The 14,973-nt window shown below is 65.4% G+C and carries 10 protein-coding genes; 4 read left to right on the forward strand and 6 right to left on the reverse strand.

The annotated features are described in order from the left end of the window. The first annotated feature begins 18 nt into the window (after nt 1-18). A complete protein-coding gene (locus AC0SZ7_RS04750) occupies nt 19-717 on the forward strand; it encodes a pirin family protein (RefSeq protein ID WP_475503271.1) in 699 nt (232 codons plus the stop codon). 53 nt (nt 718-770) lie between these two features. Here the strand turns inward: AC0SZ7_RS04750 and pgm are convergent, their stop codons facing one another. The 6 genes from pgm to AC0SZ7_RS04780 all read right to left on the reverse strand — a co-directional run bounded on the left by pgm (nt 771) and on the right by AC0SZ7_RS04780 (nt 10,984). Beyond that, entirely contained in the window at nt 771-2,411 is a 1,641-nt protein-coding gene (gene pgm, locus AC0SZ7_RS04755; RefSeq protein WP_475503272.1) for a phosphoglucomutase (alpha-D-glucose-1,6-bisphosphate-dependent), read from the reverse strand. 122 nt (nt 2,412-2,533) lie between these two features. Then, on the reverse strand, nt 2,534-4,789 hold the full coding sequence (locus tag AC0SZ7_RS04760) for an ATP-dependent DNA helicase (protein WP_475503392.1): 2,256 nt from the start codon (nt 4,787-4,789) through the stop codon (nt 2,534-2,536). Next, nucleotides 4,786-6,429 (reverse strand): VRR-NUC domain-containing protein, encoded by a 1,644-nt coding sequence (locus AC0SZ7_RS04765; RefSeq protein ID WP_475503273.1) that lies wholly within the window; start codon nt 6,427-6,429, stop codon nt 4,786-4,788. Before AC0SZ7_RS04765 ends, AC0SZ7_RS04760 begins: the two co-directional genes overlap by 4 nt. A gap of 87 nt (nt 6,430-6,516) precedes the next feature. Beyond that, nucleotides 6,517-7,911, reverse strand: coding sequence for a GntR family transcriptional regulator (locus tag AC0SZ7_RS04770; protein ID WP_475503274.1), 1,395 nt, complete (start codon nt 7,909-7,911; stop codon nt 6,517-6,519). Then, nucleotides 7,911-9,416 carry a hypothetical protein gene (locus AC0SZ7_RS04775; protein WP_475503275.1) on the reverse strand — a complete coding sequence of 502 codons (1,506 nt, stop codon included), beginning with the start codon at nt 9,414-9,416 and terminating at the stop codon, nt 7,911-7,913. The genes AC0SZ7_RS04770 and AC0SZ7_RS04775 overlap by 1 nt, the downstream gene beginning before the upstream one ends. A gap of 551 nt (nt 9,417-9,967) precedes the next feature. Beyond that, on the reverse strand, nt 9,968-10,984 hold the full coding sequence (locus tag AC0SZ7_RS04780) for a zinc-dependent alcohol dehydrogenase family protein (RefSeq protein ID WP_475503276.1): 1,017 nt from the start codon (nt 10,982-10,984) through the stop codon (nt 9,968-9,970). A 214-nt stretch (nt 10,985-11,198) separates the two neighbouring features. Here AC0SZ7_RS04780 and AC0SZ7_RS04785 point away from each other — a divergent pair, with 214 nt between their 5' ends. From AC0SZ7_RS04785 to AC0SZ7_RS04795, 3 genes are all read left to right on the forward strand, one after another. After that, complete coding sequence (locus tag AC0SZ7_RS04785; RefSeq protein ID WP_475503277.1) at nt 11,199-12,113, forward strand: LysR family transcriptional regulator; 915 nt, start codon at nt 11,199-11,201, stop codon at nt 12,111-12,113. A 153-nt stretch (nt 12,114-12,266) separates the two neighbouring features. Next, a complete protein-coding gene (locus AC0SZ7_RS04790) occupies nt 12,267-13,535 on the forward strand; it encodes a tyrosine-type recombinase/integrase (RefSeq protein WP_475503278.1) in 1,269 nt (422 codons plus the stop codon). A gap of 1,128 nt (nt 13,536-14,663) precedes the next feature. Beyond that, on the forward strand, nt 14,664-14,855 hold the full coding sequence (locus tag AC0SZ7_RS04795; RefSeq protein WP_475503279.1) for a hypothetical protein: 192 nt from the start codon (nt 14,664-14,666) through the stop codon (nt 14,853-14,855). Nucleotides 14,856-14,973 lie beyond the last annotated feature (118 nt).

Raw genomic sequence — 14,973 nt, forward strand, 5'->3', positions numbered from 1 at the left:
CCACTTAAGGAGTGCACCATGATCCAGCTCAGACCTTTCGCGTCCTTGGGTGGCGCCAACCACGGATGGCTCGACGCCCATCACCATTTCTCGTTTGCCGAATACCATGACCCCAAACGCATGAACTGGGGCAACCTGCGGGTGTGGAACGATGACGTGATCGCCCCCGGCACCGGTTTTCCGCAACACCCGCACCGCGACATGGAAATCATCACTTACGTGCGTGAAGGTGCCATTACCCACCAGGACAGCCTGGGCAACAAAGGCCGCACCGAAGCCGGTGACGTGCAAGTGATGAGCGCCGGCAGCGGCATCGTCCACAGCGAGTACAACCTGGAAAAAGGCGCGACCCGTATCTTCCAGATCTGGATCATTCCGGATAAACGCGGCGAAGCACCTTCCTGGGGCGCCCGGCCGTTCCCCAAAGGCGAACGCGGCGAAGGCTTCGTGACCCTGGCCAGCGGCCGCGCCGCTGACGACGTCAGCCTGCGCATCCGTGCCGATGGCCGCCTGGTGGCCGCGACGCTGAAAGCCGGCGAGACCGCCGAGTACGTGGTGGATGAAGGCCGCAAGGCCTACCTGGTACCCGCCACGGGCGTGATCGAAGTCAACGGCGTGCGCGCCGTGGCCCGCGATGGCGTGGCGGTGGAAGACGAGCGTGTGCTGCGGGTAACCGCAGTGGAAGACGCCGAAATCGTCCTGGTGGACGTGGCGTAAACGAAAAAGGGCCTGCATTGCAGGCCCTTTTTTTATGCGGCAAATGCGGCGTATCAGCTGATGGCAGCGTCTACCAGCACCTGCGCCTCGCCAACCAGGCGCTGCAGGTGCGCCTCGTCGACAAAGCTTTCGGCGTAGATCTTGTAGATGTCCTCGGTGCCCGAAGGCCGCGCGGCGAACCAGCCGTTGGCGGTCATCACTTTCAGGCCGCCGATGGCCTGGTCGTTGCCCGGCGCATGGCTGAGGATTTGCTCGATCTTCTCGCCGGCAAGCTCGGTGGACTTGACCTGCGCAGGCGACAGCTTGCCCAGCGCGGCTTTCTGCGCAGGGCTGGCCTTGGCTTCGACGCGGGTGGCGAATGGTTCGCCCAGGTCGCGGGTCAGTTCCTGGTACGCAAGGCCCGGGTTGCGACCGGTGCGCGCGGTGATTTCCGCGGCCAGCAGCGCCGGGATCAGGCCGTCCTTGTCGGTGGCCCAGACGCTGCCATCGCGACGCAGGAACGAGGCACCAGCGCTCTCTTCACCCCCGAAGCCCAGCGAACCATCGAACAGGCCGTCGGCGAAGTATTTGAAGCCTACCGGCACTTCGTACAGGCGGCGACCCAGGCGCGCGGTGACGCGGTCGATCAGGCCACTGCTGACCACGGTCTTGCCCACGGCGGCATCGGCGCGCCACTGTGGACGGTTCTGGAACAGGTAGTCGATGGCCACCGCCAGGTAGTTGTTCGGCGCCAGCAGGCCGCCGTTCGGGGTGACGATGCCGTGGCGGTCGTGGTCCGGGTCGCAGGCGAAGGCCACGTCGAAGCGGTCCTTGAGCCCGATCAGGCCCTGCATGGCATACGGCGAGGACGGGTCCATGCGGATCTGGCCGTCCCAGTCCACGCACATGAAGCGAAACGTGGGGTCGACGTGGGTGTTGACCACGTCGAGGTTGAGCTTGTAGTGCTCGGCGATGGCCGACCAGTAGTTGACCCCGGCGCCGCCCAGCGGGTCGACGCCCAGGCGCAGGCCGGCGCTGCGAATGGCGTCCAGGTCGATGACATTACCCAGGTCCGCCACGTAGGTGTTGAGGTAGTCGTGACGGTGGGTGGTACCGGCCTTCAGGGCCTGCTCGTGGCTGATGCGCTTGACGCCCTTGAGGCCGTCGGCCAGCAGTTCGTTGGCCTTGGCCTCGATCCACTTGGTCACGTGGCTGTCAGCCGGGCCGCCGTTGGGCGGGTTGTACTTGAAGCCACCACTTTGCGGCGGGTTGTGCGACGGGGTAATGACGATACCGTCGGCCAGGCCTTGGGTGCGGCCCTTGTTGTAGCACAGGATGGCGTGGGACACGGCAGGCGTGGGGGTGTACTCGTCGTTCTGCGAGATCATCACCTGCACGCCGTTGGCGGCCAGCACTTCCAGGGCGCTGGCGGCGGCCGGAGTGGACAGCGCGTGGGTGTCGGCGCCCAGGTACAGCGGGCCATCGATACCCTGGGCCTGGCGGTACAGGCAGATGGCCTGGCTGATGGCCAGCACGTGCCATTCGTTGAAGCTTGCATCAAAGGAACTGCCACGGTGGCCGGACGTACCGAACGCCACGCGCTGGGTGGATTCGGCGGCGTCGGGCTGGACCGTGTAGTAGGCGGTTACCAGTCGCGGAATATCGACCAGCACGCTGGCTGGAGCTGGCTTACCCGCCAATGGACTGAGCTTCATGCATAACCTCGGAAAAGGGAAATCGGGGACACGTGGGTCAGTTTACTGGCAGTTTGACCTTGAAGCGAAGGGTTCGATCCCCAGCCTGCATGAAAATTGACACATTGCCAGCTCCCACAGGTTCAGCCGACCTGCCACCACCGGGGCAACAACGCCTTCACCCGCCCCTCGCTGAACCGGTCATCGATCAACATCACCACCCCGCGGTCATCCTGCCCGCGAATCACCCTGCCTGCCGCCTGCACCACTTTATGCAGGCCAGGGTACAGGTAGGTGTAGTCATACCCGGCACCGAAAATCTCACCCATGCGCGCCTTCAGCTGTTCATTCACCGGGTTGAGCTGGGCCAGCCCCAGGGTCGCGATGAAGGCGCCAATCAGGCGCTTGCCCGGCAGGTCGATGCCCTCACCGAAGGCGCCGCCCAGCACGGCAAAGCCTACGCCCTGGCTGTGGTCGCTGAACTGCGCGAGAAAATCGCGCCGCTGCGCTTCGTCCATCTTGCGCCCCTGCAACCACAACGGCACCTGCGGGTGCCGCTCGGCCAGCACCTCGGCCACCTGCTGCAGGTAGTCGAAGCTGCTGAAGAACGCCAGGTAGTTGCCCGGCTGGCGGCCGAACTGCTCGGCGATCAGGTCGGCGATGGGCGCCAGCGAGGCCTTGCGGTGGTTGAAGCGCGTGGAGATGCTGTCGACGATGCGCACCTGCAATTGCGCGGCGCTGAACGGCGACTGCACGTCTATCCACGCACAGTCCGCCGGCAACCCCAACAGGTCGGCGAAGTAGCGCCGCGGGCTCAAGGTGGCGGAAAACAGCACGGCACTGCGCGCCGCCGCCAGACGCGGCCCGCTGAGCGGTGCCGGCACTACATTGCGCAGGTTCAACTGCGCCTGGCGCCGCCGTCCTGCCCCTTCGCGCTGCTGGATGTCGAACACGTAGTGCTCGCCGTACAGCTCGGCCACGCGGGTGAACTGCAACGCATCGAAGTAGAAATCCAGCCAGGCGCGGTCCAGGCCCTCCGGCTGCTCGTTGAACAGGTCACCGATGGCGCTGACGCAACGCAGCAGCGCCATGACGAACTTGTCCGGCAGGTGCGCATAGGCCTGATACGGCCCAAGCTGGTCCTTGTACAGCGCGTTCCATTCGCGGTTGAGGCGCTGCAGCGGGTTTTTCAACGCCGCCGGCGGGTCGCGGCGCAAGGCGCCCAGGTGGTACTGGTCGAGGCTGGCGCTGTACATGCCGCGCGTGCGGTCCACCAGGTTGTGCGCCTCGTCGGCCAGCAGCGCCAGGCGCCATTGGTTGGCCTGGGCCAGGCCGAACAGCAAGGCGTTGAGGTCGAAGTAATAGTTGTAGTCGCCGATCACCACGTCGGCCCAGCGCGCCAGTTCCTGGCTGAGGTAATACGGGCACACCTGGTGGGCCAGGGCTACTTCGCGCACGGCCTGCTGGTCTTGCAGGCGCACCTTGACAGCAGCGGCGCGGGCGGCGGGCAATCGGTCGTAGAAACCCTTGGCCAACGGGCAGGAGTCGCCGTGGCAGGCCTTGTCCAGATGCTCGCAGGCCTTGTCCCGGGCCACCAGCTCCAGGCTGCGCAGCGGCAGGTTGGGGGCGCTGTCGCCAATCTGCCGCAACGCCTCCAGCGCCAACTGCCGGCCCGGGGTTTTCGCGGTCAGGAAGAAGATCTTGTCCAGCTGCTGCGGCACCAGCCCCTTGAGCAAGGGGAACAGCGTGCCCAAAGTCTTGCCAATGCCGGTGGTGGCCTGGGCCATCAGGCAGCGGCCGGTGCTCACGGCCTTGTACACGGTTTCGGCGAGGTCGCGCTGGCCCAGGCGGAAGTCGCCATGGGGAAACTTCAGCTCGCGCAGCGCCTGGTCACGCTCGGCTGCGCGCAGCATTTCCGCGCGCGCCCAATTGAGGAACAGCGCGCACTGTTGGTGGAAGAACGCCTCCAGGTCCGCAGCCTGCCAGCATTCCTCGATGAGGGTCTGGCGGTCGCTGTCGACGTCCAGGTACACCAGCGCCAGGTTAAGCTGCGCCAGCCCGTCGCGCTGGCACAGCAGCCAGCCGTACACCCGCGCCTGGGCCCAGTGCAGATGGCGGTGGTTGGCGGGCTGGCGTTCCAGGTCGCCGCGGTGGGTCTTGATCTCTTCGAGGCGGTTGCGCGCCGGGTCGTAGCCATCGGCGCGGCCGCGCACGCGCAGCTCTTCGTATTCGCCCTCAAGCGCCACTTCACTCTGGTAGCCCGCGCCGCGCCCGGCCGTGACCCGGCGGTGGCCGGCCATGCCTTCCTGGGCGGTGGGCGACGGCGTGAAGCGCAGGTCCAGGTCGCCCAGCTTGGCGGTGAACTCGCACAGGGCGCGCACGGCAATGCGGTAGATCACGGCTGCGCCCACTGCACGTAGCAAACCTGCACCGGCATCTGGTGGCGGGCGCAGAAGTCCAGCCAGCGCAGCTGGTTGTCCTGCAGGCGGTCGCCGGGCCCCTTGACCTCGATCATCTGGTAGCGGCCCTCCTCGGGCCAGAACTGGATCAGGTCCGGCATGCCGGCGCGGTTGGCGGCGATGTCCTGCAGCAGCCGCTCGAAACAGTGCTGCAGGTGCATGGCGGGCAGGCAGCGCAGGGCCAGCTCCAGCAGCTCTTCGGTGAGCGCATGCCAATACACGAAGGGCGACGCCAGCCCCCACTTGTCGCGGTAGCAGGCGCGGATGCTGTCCTGGTAACGGCCGTCGTGCAGCTGCGCCAGGCACGCCTCGAACAACGCTGCGCGGCGCTGGCGGAAGTCGGGCTGGTGCAGGTCGGTAGGCCCGCTCTGGAACGGGTGAAAGAACGCCCCGGGCAACGCGGCGAAAATGGCCGGCCAGCACAGCAGGCCGAACAGCGAGTTGATCAGGCTGTTCTCCACGTAATGCACCGGTGCCTGGGGCTGGTGCAAGTGCAGCGCCACCCGCTGTTCCACGCTGAGATCAGGCTGGTGCGGCAACGCCAGTTGCCATTCATTCACCGCCGCCTTGCGTGCCCTGGGCAGTGCCGGCAGCCCCAGCTTGCGCCGCAGGCGTGGCAGCACGCGGGGAATCTGCTGGGCCTCGGCGGCGCTTTCCGGCGCCGCCAGGGCACTTTCGGCCAACGCCAGGGCCTGTTCGTACTGCTCACACAATTCCAGCACCCGCACCCGCCTGGCCCGCGCGCCGGGGTAGGCGCACTGGGTATAGATCGCCAGGGCATGCTCCATCAGGCCCTGGCGCTCGCACTGCTGGCCCACCGCAAACAGCAAGCGGTCGCGGCGGCCCTGCAGCCAGGGGTTGTCGCTGGCCAGCGCGGTAATGCGCTGCAACAGCGGTTCCAGCAACCCACCCTCCTCCAACGCCTGGCGGCACGCTTGCAGCTCGACGCAGAATCCGATGTCGGCGCGGCTCTGCAGCCCCCGCGACGCGGGGTCCAGCTGCACCTGTTCATAGCGGTAGATGCCCAGGTCGGCGAGCACGAACTCCGACCAGTCCTGGCGCAGGTTGCCGAAGAACAGCAAACGCAAGCGGTCGCATAAAGGCCGCACCGGCAGGGAATAGACCTGGTCGTCCAAATCCGGGCACCAGGCGGCGAACGGCTGGGGCTCCGGCGCCGCGCCCAGCAGCTCAGCGAGCATCTGCTCCTTGCGCAGGGACGCGCGGCTGACCTGCCCCTTGAACAGCGCCAACAGCTCGGTCTTCTGCAACACCTCGAACAGCTGCGCCAGCGACAGTGGCGCGCCGCTGTCCACCCAGCCGGCCTGCAGCAGCGGCTGCACCGCCTCCCGGGTCGGACCGATCTCGCCGTACACCAGCTTGCTGGCCCGGTACAGCGGGCCCTTGCGCATCACCATGCGCACCAGCAAGGCCTGGGCGCTGCGCGGCAACTGGGCGAAGCCGTCGAGGAAACGCTGCTCCTCGTCGTCCAGCAGGTCGGCGTAGCGAAGCGCCAGCCAGTCCAGCACGCGCTGGAAGTTGAGCAGGTAGTAGAACGGGTCGTCGAGGTTGCCGGGGGTCACGATCTGTACAAGTGCCGAGAAGAAAGGCACTGGTTATACATACAGACCCACCCTTTTGGCAAAGCCTTTTGGACCGGTGGCCCCACTTCAGCCGCTGGCCACCTCCAGCAGCTTGCGCTCCTCGCCGAACGCTTCCGCCAGCGCCTTCATCAGCGCCTGCAGGCCCTCGTTATCGATGCCCACGGCGTTAATGCGCAGGTAGCGGTCGTGCAGCCCGTGGGCGCTGAACAACGGCCCCGGCTCCACCACATGCCCCTGGGCCAGCAACCGCTCGAACACTTTGCGCATGTCCAGCGGGAACCGGCTGCGCAGCCACAGCCCAGTGCCGCCGGCCGCCTGCACGGCCATCAGGTAGCGGCCCAGGCGGTTGCGCACCTGGCGGTCCATGCGCCACAGCTGTTGTTGCAGGTGCATGCGCAGGGCCGGCAGCTGCTCGTCCAGCACGCCCTGGTCGAGCAGCCGCGCCACGGCCTTCTGGCGCAACGGCGGCAGGCGCATGGCGCGCCGCTGGAACGCTGCCAGCAATGCCCGCGAGGCACCGGCCGCCAGCAGGTAGGCAAACGGTGCCTCGGCGCCCAGCCAGGGTTCCAGCGAACCGACCACCAGCACCCGCTGCGCCGCCATTGACTCGCGCAGGCTGCGCCCCGGCTCGAAACCCAATGCGCCCTGCACGTCGTTTTCCAGCAGCCACACATCGTAGCGGGTCAGCAGCAGCGCCAGCATGTCCAGGTCAGCGGCAGGCATGCGCGAGCCCTGCACGCTGCTGAAACCGGCATCCAGTACCAGCAAGCGTATCGGCAAGGCGTCGAGGTGCTCACGCAGGCAGGCCATGTCCAGCCGGCCATCGTCGCTCAACGGCAGCTCGATGATCCGCGCCCCGGCCAGGCGCAGCGCCTGCAGGATCAGCGGGCAACAGGGCGAGGCCACCAGCACCGGCTCGTCGGCCAGGGCCAGCGCTTCGAAGAGGATATCCAGCAGCCCGCGCAGGTCGCTGCCCAGGTAAACGTGGTCGGCGTGCCAGCAATGCCGCGGCCCCTGGGTGTAGCGCGCGGCCAGGGCGCGGCGCAGTTCGGGGTCGCCGCAGGGGTGCCAGGCCGGGGCCGGCAAATTGGCGTATTGGCGCTGCACTTGGCGCTCCAGGCGCAGCAGCGGCACATCCAGGGCCAGCAACGGCTGGCTACCCGCCTGCAGGCGGTGCCCGGCCTGGATACGCTGCAGCAGGTCGCTGCCGTCCTTGGCCGGAACGGCCCGGGCCGGTGGCCGCGCGTAGTAGCCGGACTTTGCGAGCGCGTACACCCGCCCCTCGTTCTCCAACAGCGTGTAGGCATATTGGATGGTCGACACCGATACTTCCAGGCGCACGGCCAGCGAACGCAGCGACGGCAGCTTGAACGGCACGTCCGGCTCGCCGGCGTCCACCAGCGCGGACAGGTAGCGATACACCGCCTGGTAGGCGAAACCCTGTAGAGATTTGATCGACATCAGCGGCCACATACCCTTTGCATTGAAATTGTCCCGGTTGCCGGGTCCAGGGTCGGCACCCGGGCGCCGTCCGGATCGCTGGCCCGCAGCCGCGCGATCAACGTCTGGGGCCCGGGGCCATAGGCGCCCCGCTGGCCATACAGCCGGCGCAGCGCCGGCATCGGCAGCCCACTGACCTCGGTCAGCCAGCGCGCCAGGCCCTCGTCGTTGCGCGTGCCCTGCAGCACCTGGTGCAACAGCGCCAGGCTGTCGACCCGCTGCGGATGGCAATGCTGCAGGTAGCTGGGCAACTGCCGGCCGCTATCGACGAAGGGTGCGTACAGCAGGCACACCAGCTGGTCGTCGTCGACCTGGTAAGCGGCGCGCGCATGCTCTTGCGCCAGCGCCCGGCGCTCCTGCAACTTGTGCGGGTCGTCGTAGGCCGACAGCATCAGCTCCACCAGGTGCCCGGGCGTGCCCTTGCGCAGCATCAACTGGCGCGCGGCCGCCAGGTACTCGGCCACGCCGTCGGCGTAGCTGCGCCGCTGCACCTGTTCGGCACACAAGCCCCGCAGGTGCGCCATCAGCAGCGGGTTGGCGCAGGCGGTCTCGCTGAACCCCATGGCCTGCGCGGAAAAACGGAAACCCAGGAACTCCACCAGCAACCGCCAGTGTTCCTGCGGCGCCGCGGCCAGCAGGTCGTGCATGTCCACCCGCACCACACAGGGTTTGCGACGCGGGCGCGGCAGGCGCCGCAGGCTCAGTTTCTCGCCATACAGCTGGCGGTAGTAGGCTTCGCCCACCTGGCTCACCACCTCCAGCAGCGTGTCGCCCCCTTCACCCTCGCTGCTGCCCAAGCTCAGCCCGGCATGCCGCGCCGCCCGCCGCCCCCAGGCCAGGTAGCGGCGCAGGCGATTGGGCGGCTGGCCGCTGACCAGCGCGTGCACGCCGCCGTTCCAGGCAGTGACGCGCTGGTAGAAGTCCGCGCGCCCCAGGTAACAACCATGGCACAGGCTGCCGCGGCCATCGCCGCCACCCAGGTGGCCGGCCACCAGCAGGTCGGTACGGTTGCGCAGGCGGGTGGCCGCCGACAGCGGCGCCAGCGGGTCGTAGGCATGCACTTGCTGGTCATCCACTACCAAAAGCTCCACCCGCGGGTCGTCGTGCAACGACAGCGCCGCGTAACCGCGCTCGATGTTGGCCATGACCTCGCAGCCCATGCCCGAATGCCGGTAGGTGGCCACGCGCAGCATGAACGTCGCCGGGTAACGCACCGCCAGGCTCAGCTGCGCTGCACGCACCATGGCCAGGCATTGGCCGCTGGTGCTGCCGCCGCCATGGGCCACCAGCACCTTGAACTGCGACAGCCGATCCAGCCCGCCCGCCGCCACGCCAATGCGCTGCACCAGCAGTTGCAACGCCGCCCGCTGGGCGTGAGTGAAGTGCGCCAACAGCTTCTCCAGCACCTGCTGGTAGATGCCGTTCATGGCTTCGCGGTGAATGACGCTGACGTGTTGAGTGAGCACTCGCTGACACCGATTAGGGGAGTTGTGGTTGACCCTCAGGATGGTAGGTGGCGCGGATGGGCGAAAACAGTGACAGTAAAAGCGCAAAAACCAGTGCAGATGCCAAGCGCAGCAGAGGGAGAACGACAGAAGCGCCAGCCTAGAGGGCCCGCGCTTGGCGCAAGGGGAAATTTGTAGGAAGTTTCACAGCAAGTTACAGAAGGATCCGGCAGTTATTTGGGAAGAATTTTGATCCCAAACCCGCATCCCCAGACAAACAAACAAGGCTGGCAACGCCTATCGGTCAGGCCATGGCACGATGCAACAAATGTAGATGCTGCCGCCAGGCTGCGTCGCGCCGTGCGGACGGCGCTCGATCTCGAGCGCGCCCGAAAAACCCCAGACCGAGCACCGGGGCGCCCCTGACGCGGCCTTGCGGCCGCTACATCCTGTGGGAGCTGGCTTGCCAGCGAGTTGTTGGGGCCATAAAAGCTCGCTGGCAAGCCCGCTCCCACAAGACAGTTGCTGGTACAGGGATATCGGATTAGAGGGTTACGGGGTTACCCAGTCATTCATACCAGGCTCAGCGCAATCCGCCCGCCGCATGGGCATTCATCCATCAACTTGTGCGCCTCCACGAACTGCTCGAAGGCGAACACCCGGGTAATCTGCGGCACCAGCACGCGGTCGGCGGTCAACTGGTTGATCTCGCGCAGGGCACGCTGCAACGCGGCCTGGTCCTGGCTGATGCCCAGTTCCGGCTTGCCGGTGAAGTTGCCCAGGCAGTGCACGTAGAACTGAATATTCTTCTGGAACGCAGCGCAGGCCGGGAACGGGGTCTGGTTGCCGCCCTGCAGGCCGTACAGGATCAGGCTGCCGCGTGGCGCCAGCACGTCGCCCAAAATCGACATCTGCGGGCCGCCCAGGCCGTCCAGCACCATGTCCACGCCACGGTTGTCGGTGTACTTGTTGATGGTCATCAACAGGTCCTGCTCTTCGGTGACGATGACCTTGCTGGCGCCCAGCGACAGCAGGTAATCGCGCTCGTCGGCGGACTTGGTGGCAGCAATCACCTTCAGCCCCAGGGCGTTGCCCAGTTGCACGAAAGACGGGCCGGCGCAGTGGCTGGCGTCAGTGACCAGCGCAGTCTGCCCAGGCTTGGCACGGGCAAGCTCGGTATAGGCAAACGAGGCAATCAGGAACGGCGTGTAGTGCACCGCCGCCTCGACGGGGGTCAGCACATCGGGGTAACGGGTCAGGGCCAGTGCCGGCAGCACGATGACCTCGCCGTACACCGGGTATTGGTTGGGGCTTTCGGCCGGGAAGCTGGCGACCTTGTCGCCCACCGCAAAACCTTCGACGCCGTCACCGACCGCTGTCACCACCCCGGCCATTTCATGCCCAAGGCCTGCCGGCAGACGAGCCTGCGACGGGGCCAGGTTCTGGCGCCAGAGCACGTCATACCAGCTGATGCCGATGGCTTCGACGCGCACCTGCACTTCGCCCGGGCCGGGCAAGGCGGCCGCATGCTCTTCGCACTTGAGCACTTCGGCCGGGCCAAACTTGTGAAAACGGATCGTGCGGGACATCGCAAACCTCGCCTTTTTAACCTCTAATGCCATGAACTCTATCCGGGCTTTACCGGTTAGACCACCCGTGGCCATTAATAGTCGACATGCCTGGCATTGATTGCGCGATGGCTTGCGCGCCAGGCAAAACTGAATTTACCCGTGCAGATTAACAGCCTTTGCCCGTAAGATTCATGCATGAACCATTTGTCACCCTTGCATTGAAGCGAGCCCGATGAATCGAAACGACCTGCGCCGCGTCGACCTCAACCTGCTGATCGTCTTCGAAACGCTGATGCACGAACGCAGCGTGACCCGCGCCGCCGAAAAACTGTTCCTCGGCCAACCCGCCATCAGCGCCGCGCTGTCGCGCCTGCGCGGGTTGTTCGACGACCCGCTGTTCGTGCGCACCGGGCGCAGCATGGAGCCCTCGGCCCGCGCCGTGGAAATATTCGCCCTGCTGTCGCCGGCGTTGGACTCCATCTCCACCGCCGTCAGCCGCGCCTCCGAATTCGACCCGGCCACCAGCACCGCAGTGTTCCGCATCGGCCTGTCCGACGACGTCGAATTCGCCCTGCTGCCGCCGCTGCTCAAGCGCCTGCGCGCCGAAGCCCCGGGCATCGTCCTGGTGATCCGCCGCGTCAACTACATCCTCGCCCCGCCGCTGCTGGCCTCGGGCGAAATCTCCATCGCCGTCAGCTACACCAACGACCTGCCGGCCAACGCCAAGCGCAAAGTGCTGCGCCGCAGCCGCCCCAGGCTGCTGCGCGCCGACACCATGCCCGGCCCCATCAGCCTCGACGACTTCTGCGCCCGCCCCCACGCGCTGGTGTCGTTCGCCGGCGACCTCAGCGGCTTCATCGACACCGAGCTGGAAAAACTCGACCGCAAGCGCCACGTGGTACTGGCAGTGCCGCAGTTCAACGGCTTGAGCACCCTGCTGGCCGGGACGGACATTGTCGCGACAGTGCCGGACTACACCGCCGAGGCACTGACGGCTGCCGGTGGCGTGCGTGCCGAGGACATGCCGTTGGAGATGCCGGGGTTCGAGCTGCACATGGCGTGGCGTGGGGCGCAGGATAACGACCCGGGGGAGCGGTGGTTGCGGTCGCGGATTCAGATGTTCTTTGGGGACCCCGATAGCTTGTGACCGAGTTCCACTGACTTCCATTAATTACTTATAAAACAACAATTTAGCGCTAAAACCTGTCCACTGCCGTCCGTCCAAATCCACTGATTTCCAAGACCTCTGGGGGTATATTTAGGGTAACTGTTCATTTTACGAAAACGGTACCCCCAGCAAATGCCCCCTGACAGCCCCCCCGCTTTTCGGCGCAAACTCAGCGACGCCTTCGTCCGCTCGGTGGACCAATCGGGCAAATACGCCGATGGCGAAGTCCCCGGCCTGTTCCTCCAGGTGAGGACCTCGCTGAAAGCTGGCAAGCCGGCGTCCAAGTACTGGCGGCTCAAGTACCGCCTGCACGGCAAGGAAAACCTGTTTGCCGTCGGCCGCTATCCGGACATTGGCCTCAAGGAAGCACGCGACATCGCCCGCGCGGCGCGGCGCGACGTGGCCAATCATATTGCCCCGCTCAAGGCTAAGACGGCCAAGCTCGAGGCCCAGTTGCTCAACGAGGCGCGCACCTTCCGCTACGTCGCCGAGCAGTGGCTGAACTTCAAGTCCGCGGAACTGGTGACCAAGTCCGTCTCCGGGTTCACCGGTGCGCTCAATAATCACGTCCTGCCGCGCATCGGCGACAAGCCGGTCAGCGAGATCAAGCTGGAGCACATCACCGCCATCCTCACCGAGCTGCGCCGCCAGCGCATCATGGCCATGGCACGCCGAGTTCGCACCATCATCCGCGCGGTGCTGGGATTTGCCGAAGGGCGCGGCTGGGTCGAGCGCAACGTGGCGCTGAGCAACATCGAGGAACTGAAGATTCGCCATGTGGTGAGCAGCAACCCGGCGATCGAGCGGCCGGCGGACCTTGGCCGCTTTTTGCTGCGCCTCGACGACCGTAGCACCGGCGCCGTGGCAGCGGCCATGCGCCTGCTGGTGATGCTGCCGGTGCGTCCCGGTGAGCTGGTCAGGATGCGCTGGGAGGACGTCGACCTGGTCGGCGCCGACTGGCGCTATGTGGTCAGCAAAACCAAGCACCTGGACCGTAGCAAGCACATCGTCCCCTTGCCCGAGCAGGCCCTGGTGCTGCTGCGCGAGCTGCGCAAGACGCGTGTGGTGGATGATCAGGGCAACGGTTGGGTCTTCGACTCGCCAGTCTATCCCGGCCGGCCGATCAACCCGACCTCCATGCTCAAATCGTTTCAGAAGATCTGGCCGGAGTACGACATCACCGCCCATGGATTCAGGGCCACCTACCGCACCATCGCCCATGAACACCTGGGCATCGATCCTATCGTGCTGGAGCTGTCGCTGTCGCACCGCATGCCGGGCGCGCTGGGCGCGGTGTATGCGCGTGCGCAACTGCTGGTGCAGCGCCGGGAAGCCGCCCAGCAGTGGGCTGACTATCTGGACCGGTTGCGCAAAAACGCCGGGGCGGATGTGTCGGCTTGACGTCTTAAAGCTGCTTTTAGACCGATTAGTCGAGACGGGCATGTCGCTACCGCCATTCACGATGGACAGGCGGCGTGGGGTGATCGGTGAGTGATGGAATGTTTGCTGTCCGGAACCGACACGATCCTCCCTCATTGCGCTGTCACCAGGCTGCGCGGTCTCGCTAGCGCCTGCCGGTGTCGTTGTCCGTCGATGTACTTGCTGCGACTACACAGGTGAGGGTGAGTGCATGCGGATGGCGTCCAGGGCCAGTGTCCAGCAACCTGCGCTGGCTCAGTCACCGCGAGTTGAACGTGTTGCGCATCATCACCCAGATCAATGCCTCACCCGTCCCGCCCCTCACCTCCAGCTAGGCCCCTCCAATTCCCGGGCGCTAGCAGGCATGCCCCGGCTCCGTTGATTGCCTTCCCGTCGGCAATGCGCGAAGAAAGCAGTCATGAGCACAAGCTAGTGTGGTCTTATGACACAGGCGTGCCGTTGACGCTTGGCCAGGCGACACACAATGAGAACGCCAGAGGCGTTTAGGCAGACACTTCAGCTGGCAAGCGCAGAGCTTCGAGACTTCATCCGGGAAAATGCTCGGCTGGCCTTGGCCGGCGAGACCCGCACGGCCTCAGGGATTACAGCCCAGCATCGGGAGGTCGAGGCCTTGCGCCGTCGCCTGCCCTTAGTCAGGACGGTGAAATGCGGAAGCGGCCGCCTCACAAATTAGAACGGCATGACACCGTCAGCTTTTCGAAAGCGCCACCCTCCTGCTGCTCTGCTACAACCAAGCTGAGACAATTGATGAGGCCCAACGACTTTTTATGATTTGCTCTGCTTTTGAGGTTTTTACCGCAACAACCTTTCCGTCAACGATGGTCACGTTCACGTAGCCGCTTATTAGGCCCCGTCGGCTAACTCGCAAGGCCTCCTCCGGGGGTAGAGCTGAACAAGCCAAACACATAGGGCAATCGCCACTCGTCGTTCCAGTTTTCGCACCTCAGCGTCGCTCAACTAAACTCAAACGCTGTCTGCAATGCCAATTCGGTATCACCGCCTCGCACGTCCCCAAGCAGTGGCGGGCTCTTTTTGGCTGCGCGCTTAGCTCGGAACTTCAACTCGGTTTGCAACACGAAGGCTTTTGCCATGGACGACTCACTCATCAACTACCGAAGCCTGCTTATCGCTGAGGACCCCGACCTGCGCCATGCCTTGGAGATCATCTCAGATGAGGAACTGAGCGCCCTGAGGGACTGTGGCGACTATGCCCAAAGAGTTGAAAAAAGCGATAGACACCGCGTCAACAACGCGGACGATGTTGACGCGTTGTTCGGGTAGCTGTTTTTAATGGGCACCATCATCGTGCATAGCTGGGACTATCGAGCTGATCCTCTAGTTCGCCCATCGCAAAACCAACGCACGCGATGAAAGCCAGGTGACTGAGCCGGCTGTGGAT

This window comes from Pseudomonas sp. JC1203 (assembly GCF_056175065.1).

Bases quoted from the DNA above. Each gene is read 5' to 3' on its own strand.
- AC0SZ7_RS04750 (WP_475503271.1), top strand. From the start codon at position 19: ATGATCCAGCTCAGACCTTTCGCGTCCTTGGGTGGCGCCAACCACGGA.
- pgm (WP_475503272.1), bottom strand. From the start codon at position 2,411: ATGAAGCTCAGTCCATTGGCGGGTAAGCCAGCTCCAGCCAGCGTGCTG.
- AC0SZ7_RS04770 (WP_475503274.1), bottom strand. From the start codon at position 7,911: ATGTCGATCAAATCTCTACAGGGTTTCGCCTACCAGGCGGTGTATCGC.
- AC0SZ7_RS04780 (WP_475503276.1), bottom strand. From the start codon at position 10,984: ATGTCCCGCACGATCCGTTTTCACAAGTTTGGCCCGGCCGAAGTGCTC.
- AC0SZ7_RS04785 (WP_475503277.1), top strand. From the start codon at position 11,199: ATGAATCGAAACGACCTGCGCCGCGTCGACCTCAACCTGCTGATCGTC.
- AC0SZ7_RS04790 (WP_475503278.1), top strand. From the start codon at position 12,267: ATGCCCCCTGACAGCCCCCCCGCTTTTCGGCGCAAACTCAGCGACGCC.
- AC0SZ7_RS04795 (WP_475503279.1), top strand. From the start codon at position 14,664: ATGGACGACTCACTCATCAACTACCGAAGCCTGCTTATCGCTGAGGAC.